This is a genomic window from Nocardia sp. NPDC055050 (assembly GCF_053608345.1).
On sequence record NZ_JBSGVG010000012.1, the window covers coordinates 162,526 to 178,426 of the forward strand.

Consider the following 15,901-nt stretch of genomic DNA (forward strand, 5'->3'; position numbering starts at 1 on the left):
GCTACACTGGCGCGCTGTGTCCACTCCGACGTTCTCCCGTCCGTCCCAGCCGATGATCGCCCCGTCAATCCTGTCCGCGGACTTCGCGAATCTGGCCGCCGAGGCCGCCGCGGTCGAAGGATGCGATTGGCTTCACGTCGACGTCATGGACGGGCACTTCGTACCGAACCTCACGCTGGGTCTGCCGATCGTGCAGAGCCTGCTGAAGGCGACCGATATCCCGTTCGATTGCCACCTGATGATCGACGATCCGGGCCGCTGGGCCCCGAGCTACGCCGAGGCGGGCGCCTACAACGTGACCATTCACGCCGAGGCGACCGATGATCCGATCGCGGTGGCGCGCGATATCCGCGCCGCGGGCGGGCGGGCCGGGCTGTCGGTGAAGCCGAACACCCCGATCGAGCCGTACCTGGAAATCCTGCGCGAATTCGACACCCTGCTGGTGATGAGCGTGGAACCCGGTTTCGGCGGGCAGTCGTTCATCCCCGGCGTGCTGGAGAAGGCGCGGATCGTGCGCAATCTGGTCGATTCGGGCGAACTGCACCTGGTCGTCGAAATCGACGGCGGCATCAACGACGACACCATCGAGCAGGCGGCCGCGGCCGGCATCGATTGCTTCGTGGCCGGGTCGGCCGTCTACAACACGGCCGACCCGGGCGCTGCCGTGCAGAAGCTGCGCAACCTGGCCACCTCGGCCTGGCTGCCGTAACTACAGGGCGCGGAGCTTGCGGGTGCCCAGCGCCCGCGCCGCGTCGATGACGGCCTGCACCGGCGGCCGCTGGTCGCCGGACTCGGGTTCCTGCACCCAGGTGCGGTAGCCGGTGCGCTCGTCGTCGGGGGAGGGCAGCACGATCTGGCTGCCCGCGCAGGCGACGGTCGCGTACAGACGGAACAGTTCGGCCGACGCCGTCGCGGTGACGGAGTCCGGGCGGCAGGGGCCGGTGAGGAACGTCCAGCGCCGCGCGCGGGGATGATCGACCACCGGACCCGCGATCGCGGCCTCGCGCAGTCGGGCCTGGACGCGCTCGCCCAGATCGCCGGGCATGGTGACCGCGCCGTAGTGCGCGCCGATCTGGAGCAGAATGCGGCGGGAATCGAAATCGATCTTGGCCGGTAGGTGCAGTTCTCGCCGATAACGCACGCAGCGCATTTCCAGCGTCGAATCGATCAATGTGCTCACGCGGCACCCCCACATATAGCGAACCTGTTGTGACCCACAGTGTTGTCTTCCTGGAGTGGTGGACTATCCCTGGGGCGAACTCCCGGTAGCCGCTGTGCTCCGGGCGATGATGTCGGGAGAACCTGCAGTTCCAGGGCCCGACATCTGGCTGAACAGCAGGAATCGTTGACGTAACAATATTGCGTCAGCGGTGCGGCGGGCGCAAGCATTACACTCACCGTGTTTCCAGTTCGTAGTGGCGGGTAATACCAGGCTAAGGCAGCCTGATGAATGCCGGGGATCGGTTCGCCGAAAATTGGATTGAACGCCGACCGCCGTATTGATTAACGGCGGCGTTGCGTCATGTCGATACACGGTTGCGACCCCAACGATGCGCTATCGATCGCTTTCGGTGATCAAGGGCTGCGCGCGGTCGGGTTCGGCCCCCGACCCGGGCTCACGGGCCGCGCTACTAGGCTGTGCGACGAGCTGGGTGGCCTCGCGGGAATAGCGGCCACTCACCTGCTGTTGGGCCCAACGGGTACGGATGACGCGACAAGGGAGTCAGGCATGTTCACAGGGATCGTCGAGGAGCTCGGCGAGATCGTGGCCACCGAGGCGCTGACCGACGCCGCCCGATTGACGATCCGCGGCAAGCTGGTGACTTCCGATGCCGGGCACGGCGATTCGATCGCTGTCAACGGCGTCTGCCTCACCGTCGTCGACGTGATCGACGGCGACAGTTTCACCGTCGACGTCATGGACGAGACGTTGAAGCGCTCGAGCATCGGCGGCTTGGTCCCCGGATCGCCGGTCAACCTCGAGCGCGCGGCCGCATTGAACAGCCGCCTCGGCGGCCACCTCGTGCAGGGCCACGTCGACGGCACCGGCGCCGTGCTGCGGCGCACCCCGTCGGAGAACTGGGAGGTCGTGCGGATCTCGCTGCCGGATTCCATCGCGCGCTATGTGGTGGAGAAGGGCTCGATCACCGTCGACGGCGTTTCCCTCACCGTCTCCGCGCTCGGCATCGACGACGAGCCGAACGCCGACGGATCCCGTGACTGGTTCGAGGTCTCCCTGATCCCGACCACCCTCGCCCTGACCGTCCTCGGCACCGCCCCTGTCGGCGCCACCGTGAACCTCGAGGTGGACGTCATCGCCAAGTACGTGGAACGCCTCGCCCAGCGAGGCTGACACCGATCGGCGCCGGGCCTCACCGAACACCCCGAGGCCACGCCGTAATGTAGGAAGTCATTGCCATCCCCCAGGGCAGTTTCTCGGCCGCCTCGATCTGGACCGACCAGAGGGTGCGACGAAGGAGTGCCCGCCGGGAGGGAAGATCGAGGCCCACCGGGCCGAGAAACCCGCGGCCCCGGCCGCCAAATATACGGAGCAAGCAGACGTGACCAGGTTGGACAGCATCGAGCGCGCGGTCGCCGATATCGCGGCCGGCAAGGCTGTTGTCGTCATCGACGACGAGGACCGGGAGAACGAAGGCGATCTCATCTTCGCGGCCGAGAAGGCCACCCCGGAGCTGGTCGCGTTCATGATCCGCTACACCTCCGGCTACATCTGCGTGCCGTTGACCGCCGACGACTGCGACCGGCTCGGCCTGCCGCCGGCGTACGCGATGAACCAGGACAAGCACGGCACCGCCTACACCGTCTCGGTGGATGCGCGCGAGGGCATCACCACCGGCATCTCCGGCGCCGACCGGGCCGTCACCATGCGCCTGCTGGCCAGCGCGCAGGCCAAGGCCGACGAGTTCACCCGCCCCGGCCATGTGGTGCCGCTGCGCGCCAAGGACGGCGGCGTGCTGCGCAGGCCCGGCCACACCGAGGCCGCGGTCGATCTGGCCCGGATGGCCGGGTTGCGTCCCGCGGGCGTGATCTGCGAGATCGTCAGCCAGAAGGACGACGGGCACATGGCCCGTACCGACGAGCTGCGCGTATTCGCCGACGAGCACAACCTGGCGATGATCTCGATCGCCGACATGATCGCCTGGCGGCGCAAGCACGAGAAGCATGTCGTGCGGGTGGCCGAGGCCCGTATTCCGACCGCTCACGGCGATTTCAAGGCCGTGGGCTACCAGAGCATCTTCGACGATGCCGAGCACGTCGCGCTGGTGCGCGGTGACATCGGTGACGGCGAGGACGTACTGGTGCGGGTGCACTCGGAATGCCTGACCGGTGATGTCTTCGGCTCGCTGCGCTGCGATTGCGGCCCGCAGCTCGACGCGGCACTGGAGATGGTCGATCAGGAGGGGCGCGGCGTCGTCCTCTACATGCGCGGGCACGAGGGCCGTGGCATCGGCCTGATGCACAAGCTGCAGGCCTACCAGTTGCAGGACACCGGTCGCGACACCGTCGACGCCAACCTCGATCTCGGTCTGCCCGCCGACGCCCGTGACTACGGCACCGGCGCGCAGATCCTGGTCGATCTCGGCATCCGATCGATGCGCCTGCTCACCAACAATCCGGCCAAGCGGGTCGGCCTCGACGGCTACGGTCTCGCGATCACCGAGCGCGTCCCGATGCCGTTGCGCGCCAATGCCGAGAACCTGCACTATCTGCGCACCAAGCGGGATCGGATGGGCCACGACCTGGTCGGCCTCGACGATCTCGACCTCGGCGAAACCGCGCAGTGATCATTTCGTACGAAAGGCGGCAACGATGAGCGGTACAGGTGTCCCGAGCTTCGCGCTGGCGCAGGCCAAAGACGTCAAACTCGGCATCGTCGCCTCGCGGTGGCACACCGAGATCTGCGACACCCTCGTGGCGAATGCCGAACGGGTGGCCAAGGAAGCCGGCGTCGAACATGTGACCGTGGTGCGCTGCGCCGGTGCGATGGAGCTGCCGGTCGTCGCGCAGGAGCTGGCGCGCACGCACGACGCCGTGGTGGCTCTGGGCGTCGTGATCCGTGGTGGCACACCGCATTTCGAGTACGTGTGCGATGCGGTGACGGCCGGGCTGACCCGGGTGTCGCTCGATGCGGCCACCCCCGTCACCAACGGTGTGCTCACGACGAACGACGAGGAGCAGGCGCGCGATCGGGCCGGGCTGCCCGGTTCGGCGGAGGACAAGGGCGAACAGGCCTGCGCCGCCGCTCTCGACGCCGCGCTCACCTTGCGCGCACTGCGATCGGTGTGACCGTGCCGGTGGTGCGGACCTGGCGTCGTAGCGCTCCCCAGCCCGACGCGGGCTGGGAGTTCCAGGTGCGTCCGCGCCGGGCGACCCGCACCGCCATCGTGGTCGCGATCGTCATCCTCGTCGCGTTCACCGCGGGTGGGCTGATGCTGCGCACCGGGTCGACCGGGGTGAACTTCCGGGTCGCCGATCAGGTCGCGATGATCCTGATCGGGGTGGTCGGGGCGGGCGCGGTACTTATGCTCACCCGTCCGCGAGTGCGCGCGGGCAGCCAGGGTGTCGGGGTGCGCAATATCCTGGGCGAGCAGGTGTACCCGTGGGCCTACATCCGTGGCGTGTCCTTCCCGGACCGCAAGGCATGGGCCCGCCTCGAACTGGCCGACGACGATTACGTCCCGATGCTGGCGATCCGTTCCAACGACAAGACCCACGCCGCCGACGCCATCGAGCGCGTCCGCGAACTCGGCGCCCGCTACGCCCCGCGGGACTGACTTCGCTGAGCGGTCGGCACCTGGAGCCGACTGATTGCCGGCAACGCTGCTGTCTGTGCGCCACCGAGTCGTGACGCACAGACCAGCGCATCAGCGGGTATCGCCGAGGACCGCTCCCTCGCGGCGCGGATCCGCACCGCCGATCCAGCCGTCCTTGCCGTTGTGCTGCAGGGCGCTGAGCCCGCTGGACTGCGGCGCCACCGACACCTGATGGCCCATCGCCCGCAGCTTCTCGACCAGGGGATCGTGGTCGCCGTTGTCGGTCGCATTGATGTCCGGGTGCTCACCGCCGACGCCGGTGACCGGCGTATTGCCCGCGCCGAACGACACCCCGGAGACCGCCTGTTGCGGGTCGAGACCCCAATCCAGCACATTGACCAGCGTTTTCACGACGAACTGGATGATCACCGAACCACCGGGTGAACCCGTGACGAGCTTCAGTTCGCCACGGTCGCCCCGATCGTCACGATCGAACACCAGGGTCGGGGCCATCGAACTGCGTGGGCGCTTGTTGGGCTGGAGGCGGTTGGCCACGGGTGTCCCGTCGGGGTCGACCGGGTCGGCGGCGAAGTCGGTGAGCTGATTGTTGAGCACGAATCCGTCGACGAGATGGAAAGACCCGAACGCCGATTCGACCGTCGTGGTCATGGCGGCGGCGTTGCCGTACTTGTCGATGACGGAGATGTGGCTGGTGCCGTGTTCGGGCGGCTGTGGACCGTTGCCGAGGGGGACCGGCCCGAGGTTGCCGGGCTTGGCGGTACCCATGCTGCGCTGCGGGTCGATCAGCGTCGACCGTTCCTTGAGGTACTGCGGGTGCACGAGGGAGAGCGCCGAATTGCCCGGCAACGGAACGAAATCCGGGTCGGCGACGTACTTGTTGCGATCGGCGTAGGCCAGTCGCTCCGCTTCGGAGATCAGGTGCACGGCCTGCGCGTCGGGCCGCCCGCCGTTGGCGTCGAGCTCCTGTGGGCGCAGCGCGGGGAGATCGAAATTGGCGAGAATGCCCAGCGTCGCCGCGACGGTGCTGCCGCCCGAGGACGGCGCGGGCATGCCGCACAGTTCGTACTTGCGGTACCCGGTGCACAGCGCCGTGCGCTTCTTCGCCTCGTAATTCGCCAGGTCGGTGGTGGTCAGCGCGCTGGGGGTACGGCCGCCCGCCGTGCTGCCCGCCGCCTCGACGATGTCCTGGGCGATGGCGCCGCTGTAGAAGGCCTTCGCGCCGTCGGTCGCGATCGCCGAGAGCGTTTTCGCCAGCGCCGGATTGGTGAGGAGGGTGCCCGACTTCTTGGGCGAGCCATCGGCTTCGAGGAAGTAGCCACGCGCGGCCTCGTCGGCGGCCAGGTCTTTCGCGGATTCGGCGATCTGGCCTGCCAGCCGCGGGCTGATCTCGAAACCGTTGTCGGACAGGCTGATCGCGGGATCGAACAGTTCCTTCCAGGCGCTCATCCCGTGTTCGGAATGGGCGAGTTCGAGCATCCGCAGCACTCCGGGCACGCCGATGGAGCGACCGCTGGCCCGGGTATTCGGTGCGGGTTCGGTGCGGTCGGTGTCGCTGACCCAGCGCAGATAGTTCTCGGTCGCCGCGGCAGGAGCGGTCTCGCGGCCGTCGTAGGTATCGACCGTGCGCGACTTCGCGTCGTAGTGCACCAGGAAGGCGCCGCCGCCGATGCCGGAAGCCTGTGGCTCGACCAGACCGAGTACCGCCTGTGCGGTGACCAGGGCGTCGGCCGCGGTGCCACCCGCCCGCAGTACCCGGCACGCGGCCTCGGTGGCGATCGGGTTGGCGGTCGACACCGCGTAGGTGCTGGTGCGCACCGCGGTCATATCCGAGCGATAGCCCGACGCGATCTCAGGGTTGGTGCTGAGATTCTGCGAGGTCGGCGCCCCGGTGCCGGTGGCGGGCGCCGCGGACACAGGAGTGCCGTTGGGCGTGCTCGTGCATTCCGCGGCCGTTTTCTCGTCTGTCGAACATCCGGCCAGTACCCCCACCGCGAGCACTGCGGCCGTCGTGGCCCCGATCCACGTCCGTCGCCTTGGCGTCATCCAGCCAGGGTAACCCGGCGGTACGACGCGATTCGATCTTTTTCCGCCGGGGGCTTGCCGTGTGCTCCTGTCCGGCCGCGACGACCGGATGGCCGGCACACGAATCCTGGGTTACCCGGCCGATTTCCGCCGGGCGCACTGTCTTCGTCTCGCTACCCTGGCTGCCATGGACATCGACGCGGTGCTGTTCGACTTCTCCGGCACGGTCTTCCGCCTGGAGGACGACCGGACCTGGGCTCACGAACTGGTCGGGGACGACGGGACGCCGTTCGACGTGGCGGCGAAAGCCGAAGTGATGCGCCGGATGACCGCGCCGGTCGAACAATTCATGACCTTCGACGCGGTGGGCCAACACGCCTGGGACAACCGCGATCTCGACCCCGCCCTGCACCGGTATGCCTACCTGGAGGTGCTGCGCGGCTCCGATGTTCCCGAGGCCCAGGCGATCCGGCTCTACGAACGCCTCACCGACCCGCTCGCCTGGACCCCCTATCCCGACACGGGCACCGTCCTGGAATCGCTTGCTGCCCAGGGAATCCCGATCGGCATCGTCAGCAATATCGCCTACGACATCCGCCCCGCCTTCGCGAAACACGGCTGGACCGACCTCATCGGCTCGATGACGCTGTCCTTCGAGATAGGTGCCATCAAACCGAACCCGCAGATCTTCCGCGACGCCACCGACCGCCTCGGCGTCACCCCCGACCGCGTCCTCATGATCGGCGACAGCGCCGAGGCAGACGGCGGCGCCACCACCCTCGGCGCCCGCTTCGCCCTCGTCGACCCGCTACCCACCCCCGACCGCCCGCGCGCGCTCATCGACGCCCTCGCCGAACACGGCATCCGAACCGCCGACTGACCTCCTGTGGCCGGATCGCCGGCAGACAGTCCCGCCCGACGGCCGGGCGGATGCGCGCGGTCGGGCGACCCCGCCGAGGCGCAGGTCAGCGTTGGCGGGTGAACCAGGTCCGGGCAGAGGGCCGAAGGAGCATCGACGCGACCGCGCCATTGGCGACGACGCCGACCACACCCGGCGGCAGCCCGGTGAGAATGCCCGTCGACGACACCAGGCACGCCAGCACCGCGACCCCGATCGCCGCCTTGCGCACCAGATCACCGCCCTGCCGGAACAGCAGCACCAGCGGAACCAGCGCGAAGGACGGCAGATACCCGGCGAGCAGCGCGCCGAGCGAGCCGCCCAACGCCACTGTGATCGCGATCAGCACGACACCGACGGCGGTGGCGACCGCGGCGATCAGCCGCGCTCCGCGCACCGCCGTCGGCATGACTCCGTGCGGGGACACCTCGTCGTCGTACAGGTCGTCACCGGTTTGCGGCAGGGCGGCGGCATTGCTCATCGGACGTCCTTTCGGGCACATAATCCGAGCCCTCACGCTACACAGGCAGGCGCACAGCTCACCCCAGCGACCTCGCTCGTCCGTAGGGCTGCTGCGCCAGTTGACACCTCGGCGGTGCGGACCTGTCGGGGCCCCTCGCTAGGCTGGATGGGTGGCAGATCCCGCGACGTACCGGCCCGCGCCGGGCACGATTCCCGTCGAACCCGGTGTGTACAAGTTCCGGGACGTGCACGGGCGGGTCATCTATGTGGGTAAGGCGAAGAGTCTGCGCAGTCGGCTGAACTCCTACTTCGCCGATGTGTACTCGTTGCATCCGCGCACCAAGCAGATGGTCACCACGGCGGCCGCTGTCGAGTGGACGGTGGTGTCCACCGAGGTGGAGGCGCTCCAGCTCGAGTACAACTGGATCAAGGAATTCGATCCGCGATTCAACGTCCGATACCGCGACGACAAGACCTATCCGGTGCTCGCGGTAACCCTCAACGAGGAGTATCCGCGACTGTTCGTCTACCGGGGCGCGCGCAAGAAGGGCGTGCGCTACTTCGGTCCTTACGCGCACGCCTGGGCGATTCGCGAGACCCTCGACCTGTTGCTGCGGGTGTTCCCCGCGCGAACCTGCTCCAACGGAGTCTTCAAGCGGCACAGCCAGATCGGGCGTCCGTGCCTGCTCGGCTATATCGACAAGTGTTCCGCGCCGTGCGTGGGCCGGGTCAGCGCCGACGAGCACCGCCAGATCGTCGAGGACTTCTGCGACTTCCTGTCCGGCAAGACCGACAAGATGGTGCGCGCACTCGAACGCCGCATGCACGAGGCCGCCGAAGACCTCGACTTCGAGAACGCCGCCCGCTTGCGCGACGACGTGCAGGCACTGCGCCGCGCCCTCGAAAAGCAGGCCGTGGTGCTCGGCACCGGCACCGACGCCGATGTGATCGCCTTCGCCACCGACGAACTGGAAGCCGCGGTCCAGATCTTTCACGTCCGCGACGGACGCGTCCGCGGCCAGCGCGGCTGGGTCGTCGACAAATCCGGTGACGCGCTCGATGTCGCGGAATCGGGAACCGAGATGGCTGCCCTGGTGGAACAGTTCCTCACCCAGTTCTACGGCGAGCAGGCCGCCATGGCGGACCAGAACGGTGACGCCGCCATCGTCGTCCCACGGGAAGTGCTGGTCCCCGAACTGCCCGCCGACGCCGAGGAGATCGGGGAGTGGCTCAGCAAGATGCGCGGCTCCGCGGTCTCGCTGCGCATCCCGCAGCGCGGCGACAAGAAGGCTCTCGCCGAGACGGTGCAGCGCAACGCCGCCGAGGCGCTGGCTCAGCACAAGCTCCGCCGGGCCGGTGACCTCACGTCGAGATCACAAGCGCTGCAAGACATTCAGGACGCACTCGAACTCGACAGCGCCCCGCTGCGGATCGAATGCGTCGACATCAGCCACGTGCAGGGCACCGACGTCGTCGCCTCGCTGGTGGTCTTCGAAGACGGCCTGGCCCGCAAGTCCGACTACCGCCACTACGCGATCAAGGAAGCCGCGGGCGACGGCCGCTCCGACGATGTCGGCAGCATCGCCGAGGTGACCCGCCGCCGCTTCGCCCGGCTGGCCCGCGACCGCGAACAACCCGTGGAGATCGAACCCGACGAGGTCGACGAACCCGCCTCACGCCCCGGCATCGACCCCACCACCGGCCGACCGCGCCGCTTCGCCTACCCGCCCAACCTCTACGTCGTCGACGGCGGCGCACCCCAGGTCGCCGCCGCCGCCGAGGTCCTCGACGAACTCGGCATCACCGATGTCGCGGTGATCGGTCTGGCCAAACGCCTCGAAGAGGTCTGGGTGCCCGGCGAAGCCGACCCGGTGATCATGCCGCGCAACAGCGAAGCGCTGTTCCTGCTGCAACGCGTGCGCGACGAAGCCCACCGCTTCGCCATCACCTTCCACCGCAGCAAGCGCTCACGCCGGATGACGGCGTCGGCGCTGGATTCGGTGCCGGGCCTCGGTGAGACGAGGCGAACCGCCTTGGTCACCCACTTCGGCTCGGTCGCCAGAATCAAGGACGCGACTGTCGAGGAGATCACCTCGGTGCCCGGTATCGGGGTCTCGACGGCGAAAGCGGTGCTCGCGGCACTCAACAGTCCGTAACCCGCCGACGGCCGGTATCGCAGGACGCAACATTGCGTGTGCCGTACGTTGTGTGTCTGCGCCCGATACCCGAACCGGTGCGGGATGATCGAAAGGCACCCAGAAACGGATCCGGTAGGACATGACACGCGTCGAATCGAATAACAATGCGGGGGCGGCACCCGGGCAGTCCGGGACGGTCACCGACACACAGCAACCAGTAGAAGTGGTCATCGTGACCGGCTTGTCCGGCGCGGGCCGCGGCACTGCCGCGCGCGTGCTGGAGGACCTCGGCTGGTACGTGACCGACAACCTACCGCCCGAGCTGATCGGGCGAATGATCGAGCTGGGCGCCGCGGCGGACCCGCCGATCCGGCGGCTCGCGCTGGTCATGGACGTGCGCAGCCGGTTCTTCACCGGCGAGCTCTCCGGTGTCACCGAGCAGTTGCGCGGCGCCGGCATCCGCACCAGAGTGCTGTTCCTCGAGGCCTCCGACGACGTGCTGATCCGGCGGTTCGGCTTCGCCCGGCGGCGTCATCCGCTGCAGAGCGACAGCCCCGACGGGACGCTCTCGGCCGGTCTGACCGCCGAACGAGCCAGGCTGGCCCCGGTCAAGGGGGCCGCCGACCTCGTCATCGACACCACCGAGCTCTCGATCCACCAGCTGCACCGCAAGCTGGAGGAGGCATACGGCGCGGGCGCGCCAGCCGCACTGCAACTGACTGTGCAGTCCTTCGGCTTCAAGTACGGTGTTCCCCTCGACGCCGACATGGTGTTGGACGTGCGATTCCTGCCCAACCCGCATTGGATTCCGGAATTGCGGGAACACACAGGACAGGAGTCGGTGGTCAGCGACTACGTGCTGTCCAGGCCGGGTGCGCGGGACTACCTGCAGACCGGCAAACACCTGGTCGACCTGACGACGACCGGATACCGCCAAGAGGGGAAGCGATACATGACCGTGGCAGTCGGGTGCACCGGCGGCAAACATCGCAGCGTCGCTGTCGCCGAGGCACTGGGTGAGCGCATCGGCGCCGATACCGGGCACGTGGCGGTGGACGTCGTGCGCGTCGTCCACCGGGATCTGGGGCGCGAATGAGTGGAATCGAAGCCGACCCAGCCGTCGTCGCGCTGGGCGGCGGGCATGGGCTGTACGCGACTTTGACGGCCGTGCGCAGGCTGACGAGGCGGATCACCGCCGTCGTCACCGTCGCCGACGACGGCGGGTCCTCCGGTCGGCTGCGCGCCGAGCTGGGCATGCTGCCGCCGGGTGATCTGCGGATGGCCCTGGCAGCGCTGTCCGATGACGCCGACGGGGTGTGGACCACGACGGTGCAGCACCGCTTCGGCGGCACCGGCGCGCTCGCCGGGCACTCGGTGGGCAATCTGATCCTGGCCGGACTCACCGATATCCTCGGTGATCCGGTGGCCGCGCTCGACGAGGTGGGCAGGCTGCTGCGGATCACCGGCCGGGTGCTGCCGATGTCGCCGATTCCGCTCGACATCGAGGCCGAAGTATCGGGCCTGGAGTCGGACCCGCGGATCGGCCGGTGCGTGCGCGGTCAGGTTGCGGTGGCGACCACGCCGGGTAAGGTCCGGCGGGTGCGGCTGATTCCGTCCGATCCGCCCGCCAGCCCCGAGGCGACCTCGGCGATCGACGACGCGGATGTTGTTGTGCTGGGACCGGGTTCGTGGTTCACCAGCGTCATTCCGCATGTCCTGGTGCCGCAACTGCACGCGGCGCTGGTGCGCACGCGGGCACGCAAGGTGCTCGTGTTGAATCTGGCGGCGGAGCCCGGCGAGACAGCCGGCTTTTCCGCGGAGCGCCATCTGCATGTATTGTCCCAGCACGCACCGGATTTCGCGGTCGACGATGTGCTCGTCGACTCGGCGTCGGTGCCGGAGGGGCGGCAACGGGAACATGTGGCAAGAGCCGCCGAACAGTTGCGGGCACGGGTAACGTTCTGCGATGTCGCCGAGCCGGGAACGGATCGGCATCATCCCGGAAAACTTGCCGCCGCACTGGATCAGCTGGTCCGGTCGCCGCGGCCGCAACTGACTGGGCTTCGATTCGAGAGACGGCACAGTGCCTCAGATGTGCACAGTGTTCCAGATGAGCGTTCGGGGTCGGTGGGAAAGGAGCGCGTCTCGTGGCGATGACAGCCGAGGTGAAGGACGAGCTGAGCAGGCTCGTGGTGTCGCAGGTCAGCTCGCGTAAAGCGGAGCTGTCGGCGTTGCTGCGGTTTGCGGGCGGTCTGCACATCGTGGGGGGCAGGGTGATCGTGGAAGCCGAGGTGGACATGGGGTCCATCGCCCGGCGACTGCGCAGAGAGATTTTCGAGCTGTACGGATACGGCTCCGATGTGCATGTGCTCGGCGCGGGTGGGCTACGCAAGACTTCCCGCTACGTGGTGCGCGTGTCGAAGGAAGGCGAGGCGCTGGCGCGCCAGACCGGATTGCTCGATGTGCGCGGCCGCCCCGTGCGCGGGCTGCCGGCGCAGGTGGTCGGCGGCAGCATCGGTGACGCCGAAGCGGCATGGCGTGGCGCGTTTCTCGCGCACGGCTCGCTCACCGAGCCGGGTCGTTCCTCGGCGCTCGAGGTGAGTTGCCCCGGTCCGGAGGCGGCATTGGCACTGGTCGGCGCGGCGCGCAGGCTCGGCATCACCGCCAAGGCGCGGGAAGTGCGCGGCACGGACCGGGTCGTGGTGCGTGACGGCGAGGCGATCGGCGCCCTGCTCACCCGGATGGGCGCGCAGGACACCAGGCTCACCTGGGAAGAACGTCGGATGCGTCGCGAGGTGCGGGCCACCGCCAACCGGCTCGCCAACTTCGACGACGCGAACCTGCGTCGCTCGGCGCGCGCGGCCGTCGCGGCGGCGGCTCGGGTCGAACGGGCGCTCGAGATCCTCGCCGACGATGTTCCCGAGCATCTCGCCGCGGCGGGCAGGCTGCGGGTGCAGCATCGGCAGGCCTCCCTGGAGGAACTCGGTCAGCTGGCCGATCCGCCGATGACCAAAGATGCTGTCGCGGGCCGGATCCGGCGATTGCTGTCGATGGCCGACCGGCGCGCCAAGGATCTCGGCATCCCCGATACCGAGTCCGCGGTGACAGCGGAGCTGCTCGACGACGCGTAGTAGGAACAGCAACAGACTCCGCACGCCGAAAGGTGTGGCGAATCCGACGATTAGTGCAGAGCGGTCATACATGACCGCTCTGCCCTCTATTCTGGGGTCTCCGCAGGCCTGAGGCCGGGGAGCTCACAACTCACAGGTGGCTGTCGTGAAGGCTGGCGCGGCTACTACTGTGGTTACCGTCGGAATGAATCCGCTTGAAAGCTGAGGAGCGATAACGTGACTGTCCGGGTAGGTATCAACGGCTTCGGTCGTATCGGACGTAATTTCTTCCGTGCGGTGGAGGCGCTGAAGGCCGTCGGCGAGACCGATATCGAGATCGTCGCGGTCAACGACCTCACCGACATCAACACCCTCGCCACCCTGCTGAAGTACGACTCGATCCTGGGTCGTCTGCCGCAGGACGTCTCCGTCGAGGGCGACACCATCGTGGTCGGCGAGCAGCGCATCAAGGCGCTCGCGATCAAGGAAGGCCCCTCGGCACTGCCGTGGGCCGACCTGAACGTCGACGTGGTCGTCGAGTCGACCGGCATCTTCACGGCCGCGGAGAAGGCCAAGGGCCACCTGTCCGCCGGCGCCAAGAAGGTCATCATCTCCGCGCCTGCCACCGGCGACGACATCACCATCGTGATGGGCGTCAACGACGACAAGTACGACGGCAGCCAGAACATCATCTCCAACGCGTCGTGCACCACGAACTGCCTCGGCCCGATCGCCAAGGTGCTCAACGACTCGTTCGGCATCGTGAACGGTCTGATGACCACCATTCACGCCTACACCCAGGATCAGAACCTGCAGGACGCGCCGCACAAGGACCTGCGTCGCGCCCGCGCCGCTGCCCTGAACATCGTTCCCACCGGCACCGGTGCCGCCAAGGCCATCGGCCTGGTGCTGCCCGAGCTGCAGGGCAAGCTCGACGGCTACGCGCTGCGCGTTCCGGTTCCGACGGGCTCGGTCACCGACCTCACCGCCACCCTGGCGAAGCCGGCCACCATCGAAGAGATCAACGCCGCGATGAAGGCCGCCGCCGAGGGCCCGATGAAGGGCATCCTCAAGTACAACGAGGACCCGATCGTGTCCAGTGACATCGTCACCGACCCGCACTCGTCGATCTACGACGCGCCGCTGACCAAGGTCATCGACAACCAGGTCAAGGTCGTCTCCTGGTACGACAACGAGTGGGGCTACTCGAACCGGCTGGCCAACCTGGTCGATCTCGTCGGCAAGTCGCTCTGACCGCGATGACAGTTCAGACACTGCAGGATCTCCTGGCCGAGGGTGTCGAGGGTCGGGGCGTACTCGTGCGCTCCGACCTGAACGTTCCCCTCGACGACAACGGTCAGATCACCGACCCGGGCCGCATCATCGCCTCGGTGCCCACGATTCAGGCGCTGGTCGAGGCCGGCGCCAAGGTGGTCGTGATGGCACACCTGGGCCGCCCCGAGGGTGAGCCCGATGCCAAGTTCTCGCTCGCCCCGGTGGCGGCGAAACTGGCCGAGCTGCTGGGTCGCAATGTCCAGCTGGCCGGTGACGTGGTGGGCTACGACGCGCTCTCGCGCTCGGAGGGCCTCACCGACGGCGACGTGCTGCTGCTGGAGAACGTGCGCTTCGATCCGCGCGAGACCAGCAAGGACGAGTCGGAGCGGGCCAAGCTCGCCGCGGCGTTCGTCGAGCTGGTCGGCGACGACGGTGCGTTCGTCTCCGACGGTTTCGGCGTGGTGCACCGCAAGCAGGCGTCGGTCTACGACGTGGCCCAGCAGCTCCCGCACTACGCGGGCACGCTGGTCGCGGCCGAGGTCGAGGTGCTGCAGAAGCTCACCCAGGACCCGGCCCGCCCGTACGCGGTGGTGCTCGGTGGCTCCAAGGTCTCCGACAAGCTCGCGGTGATCGAGGCGCTGGCCCCCAAGGTCGACACCCTGGTGATCGGCGGCGGCATGTGCTTCACCTTCCTTGCCGCGCAAGGTCTTCCGGTCGGCGGCTCGCTGCTGCAGGCCGAGATGATCGACACCTGCAAGGATCTGCTCGAGCGCTTCGGCGACGTGCTGCACCTGCCGGTCGACATCGTGGTGGCCGACAAGTTCGCGGCCGACGCCGACACCGAGACCGTCGCGTCGACCGAGATCCCCGACGGCTGGCTCGGCCTGGACATCGGCCCCGAGTCGGTGTCGCGATTCGCAGCGCTGCTGACCGAGGCCGAGACGGTGTTCTGGAACGGCCCGATGGGCGTGTTCGAGTTCGAGAAGTTCGCCGCGGGTACCCGTGGTGTCGCCGAAGCCATCGTCACCGCTACCTCCAAGGGTGCGTTCACGGTCGTCGGTGGCGGCGACTCGGCGGCCGCCGTGCGTGCGCTCGGTCTGCCCGATGACGGCTTCTCCCACATCTCCACCGGTGGCGGCGCTTCCCTGGAATACCTGGAAGGCAAAGAGCTGCCCGGTATTTCGGTGTTGGAGGGCTGAG

Annotated in this window: 15 protein-coding genes; 12 read left to right on the plus strand and 3 right to left on the minus strand. The window is 68.1% G+C overall.

The genetic code is table 11. The annotated features are described in order from the left end of the window. Nucleotides 1-52 precede the first annotated feature (52 nt). Complete coding sequence (gene rpe, locus ACWGCN_RS15535; protein ID WP_378628313.1) at nucleotides 53-709, plus strand: ribulose-phosphate 3-epimerase; 657 nt, start codon at nucleotides 53-55, stop codon at nucleotides 707-709. Here the strand turns inward: rpe and ACWGCN_RS15540 are convergent, their stop codons facing one another. After that, entirely contained in the window at nucleotides 710-1,180 is a 471-nt protein-coding gene (locus tag ACWGCN_RS15540) for a hypothetical protein (protein WP_378655995.1), read from the minus strand. Between the two features lie 549 nt (nucleotides 1,181-1,729). Here ACWGCN_RS15540 and ACWGCN_RS15545 point away from each other — a divergent pair. From ACWGCN_RS15545 to ACWGCN_RS15560, 4 genes are all read left to right on the plus strand, one after another. After that, a complete protein-coding gene (locus ACWGCN_RS15545) occupies nucleotides 1,730-2,353 on the plus strand; it encodes a riboflavin synthase (RefSeq protein ID WP_378989081.1) in 624 nt (207 codons plus the stop codon). Nucleotides 2,354-2,561: 208 nt separating this feature from the next. After that, nucleotides 2,562-3,806: a bifunctional 3,4-dihydroxy-2-butanone-4-phosphate synthase/GTP cyclohydrolase II gene (locus tag ACWGCN_RS15550; protein ID WP_378627050.1), complete on the plus strand. Its 1,245-nt coding sequence runs from the start codon at nucleotides 2,562-2,564 to the stop codon at nucleotides 3,804-3,806. A gap of 25 nt (nucleotides 3,807-3,831) precedes the next feature. After that, nucleotides 3,832-4,308: a 6,7-dimethyl-8-ribityllumazine synthase gene (gene ribH / locus ACWGCN_RS15555; protein ID WP_378627052.1), complete on the plus strand. Its 477-nt coding sequence runs from the start codon at nucleotides 3,832-3,834 to the stop codon at nucleotides 4,306-4,308. After that, the gene (locus ACWGCN_RS15560; protein ID WP_452459627.1) at nucleotides 4,305-4,796 is read left to right on the plus strand and encodes a PH domain-containing protein; all 492 of its coding nucleotides are present in this window, start codon (nucleotides 4,305-4,307) and stop codon (nucleotides 4,794-4,796) included. Before ribH ends, ACWGCN_RS15560 begins: the two co-directional genes overlap by 4 nt. Nucleotides 4,797-4,886: 90 nt before the next feature. On the opposite strand, the gene ggt is transcribed toward ACWGCN_RS15560, so the two are convergent. Continuing rightward, complete coding sequence (ggt, locus tag ACWGCN_RS15565; protein ID WP_449965933.1) at nucleotides 4,887-6,839, minus strand: gamma-glutamyltransferase; 1,953 nt, start codon at nucleotides 6,837-6,839, stop codon at nucleotides 4,887-4,889. 166 nt (nucleotides 6,840-7,005) lie between these two features. On the opposite strand from ggt, the gene ACWGCN_RS15570 reads away from it, so the two are divergent. Then, a complete protein-coding gene (locus ACWGCN_RS15570; RefSeq protein WP_379314852.1) occupies nucleotides 7,006-7,698 on the plus strand; it encodes an HAD family hydrolase in 693 nt (230 codons plus the stop codon). Nucleotides 7,699-7,783: 85 nt separating this feature from the next. Here the strand turns inward: ACWGCN_RS15570 and ACWGCN_RS15575 are convergent, their stop codons facing one another. Continuing rightward, complete coding sequence (locus ACWGCN_RS15575) at nucleotides 7,784-8,197, minus strand: hypothetical protein (protein WP_452459628.1); 414 nt, start codon at nucleotides 8,195-8,197, stop codon at nucleotides 7,784-7,786. Nucleotides 8,198-8,348: 151 nt separating this feature from the next. Here ACWGCN_RS15575 and uvrC point away from each other — a divergent pair, with 151 nt between their 5' ends. The 6 genes from uvrC to ACWGCN_RS15605 all read left to right on the plus strand — a co-directional run bounded on the left by uvrC (nucleotide 8,349) and on the right by ACWGCN_RS15605 (nucleotide 15,900). Further along, nucleotides 8,349-10,334 carry an excinuclease ABC subunit UvrC gene (gene uvrC, locus ACWGCN_RS15580; protein ID WP_378627060.1) on the plus strand — a complete coding sequence of 662 codons (1,986 nt, stop codon included), beginning with the start codon at nucleotides 8,349-8,351 and terminating at the stop codon, nucleotides 10,332-10,334. A 121-nt stretch (nucleotides 10,335-10,455) separates the two neighbouring features. Next, nucleotides 10,456-11,412, plus strand: coding sequence for an RNase adapter RapZ (rapZ, locus tag ACWGCN_RS15585; protein ID WP_452459629.1), 957 nt, complete (start codon nucleotides 10,456-10,458; stop codon nucleotides 11,410-11,412). Then, nucleotides 11,409-12,473, plus strand: a complete 1,065-nt coding sequence (locus ACWGCN_RS15590; protein WP_387442946.1) for a gluconeogenesis factor YvcK family protein — start codon at nucleotides 11,409-11,411, stop codon at nucleotides 12,471-12,473. The genes rapZ and ACWGCN_RS15590 overlap by 4 nt, the downstream gene beginning before the upstream one ends. Next, entirely contained in the window at nucleotides 12,464-13,447 is a 984-nt protein-coding gene (gene whiA, locus ACWGCN_RS15595) for a DNA-binding protein WhiA (RefSeq protein ID WP_101467118.1), read from the plus strand. The genes ACWGCN_RS15590 and whiA overlap by 10 nt, the downstream gene beginning before the upstream one ends. A 216-nt stretch (nucleotides 13,448-13,663) precedes the next feature. Beyond that, on the plus strand, nucleotides 13,664-14,680 hold the full coding sequence (gene gap, locus ACWGCN_RS15600; RefSeq protein ID WP_056810475.1) for a type I glyceraldehyde-3-phosphate dehydrogenase: 1,017 nt from the start codon (nucleotides 13,664-13,666) through the stop codon (nucleotides 14,678-14,680). 5 nt (nucleotides 14,681-14,685) lie between these two features. Next, nucleotides 14,686-15,900, plus strand: a complete 1,215-nt coding sequence (locus ACWGCN_RS15605; protein ID WP_379315098.1) for a phosphoglycerate kinase — start codon at nucleotides 14,686-14,688, stop codon at nucleotides 15,898-15,900. Nucleotide 15,901: the final 1 nt, after the last annotated feature.

Coding starts and splice junctions, on each gene's coding strand:
- ggt (WP_449965933.1), bottom strand. CDS start 6,839: ATGACGCCAAGGCGACGGACGTGGATCGGGGCCACGACGGCCGCAGTG.
- ACWGCN_RS15605 (WP_379315098.1), top strand. CDS start 14,686: ATGACAGTTCAGACACTGCAGGATCTCCTGGCCGAGGGTGTCGAGGGT.
- rapZ (WP_452459629.1), top strand. CDS start 10,456: ATGACACGCGTCGAATCGAATAACAATGCGGGGGCGGCACCCGGGCAG.
- ACWGCN_RS15545 (WP_378989081.1), top strand. CDS start 1,730: ATGTTCACAGGGATCGTCGAGGAGCTCGGCGAGATCGTGGCCACCGAG.
- ACWGCN_RS15590 (WP_387442946.1), top strand. CDS start 11,409: ATGAGTGGAATCGAAGCCGACCCAGCCGTCGTCGCGCTGGGCGGCGGG.
- ACWGCN_RS15575 (WP_452459628.1), bottom strand. CDS start 8,197: ATGAGCAATGCCGCCGCCCTGCCGCAAACCGGTGACGACCTGTACGAC.
- ribH (WP_378627052.1), top strand. CDS start 3,832: ATGAGCGGTACAGGTGTCCCGAGCTTCGCGCTGGCGCAGGCCAAAGAC.
- ACWGCN_RS15570 (WP_379314852.1), top strand. CDS start 7,006: ATGGACATCGACGCGGTGCTGTTCGACTTCTCCGGCACGGTCTTCCGC.
- rpe (WP_378628313.1), top strand. CDS start 53: ATGATCGCCCCGTCAATCCTGTCCGCGGACTTCGCGAATCTGGCCGCC.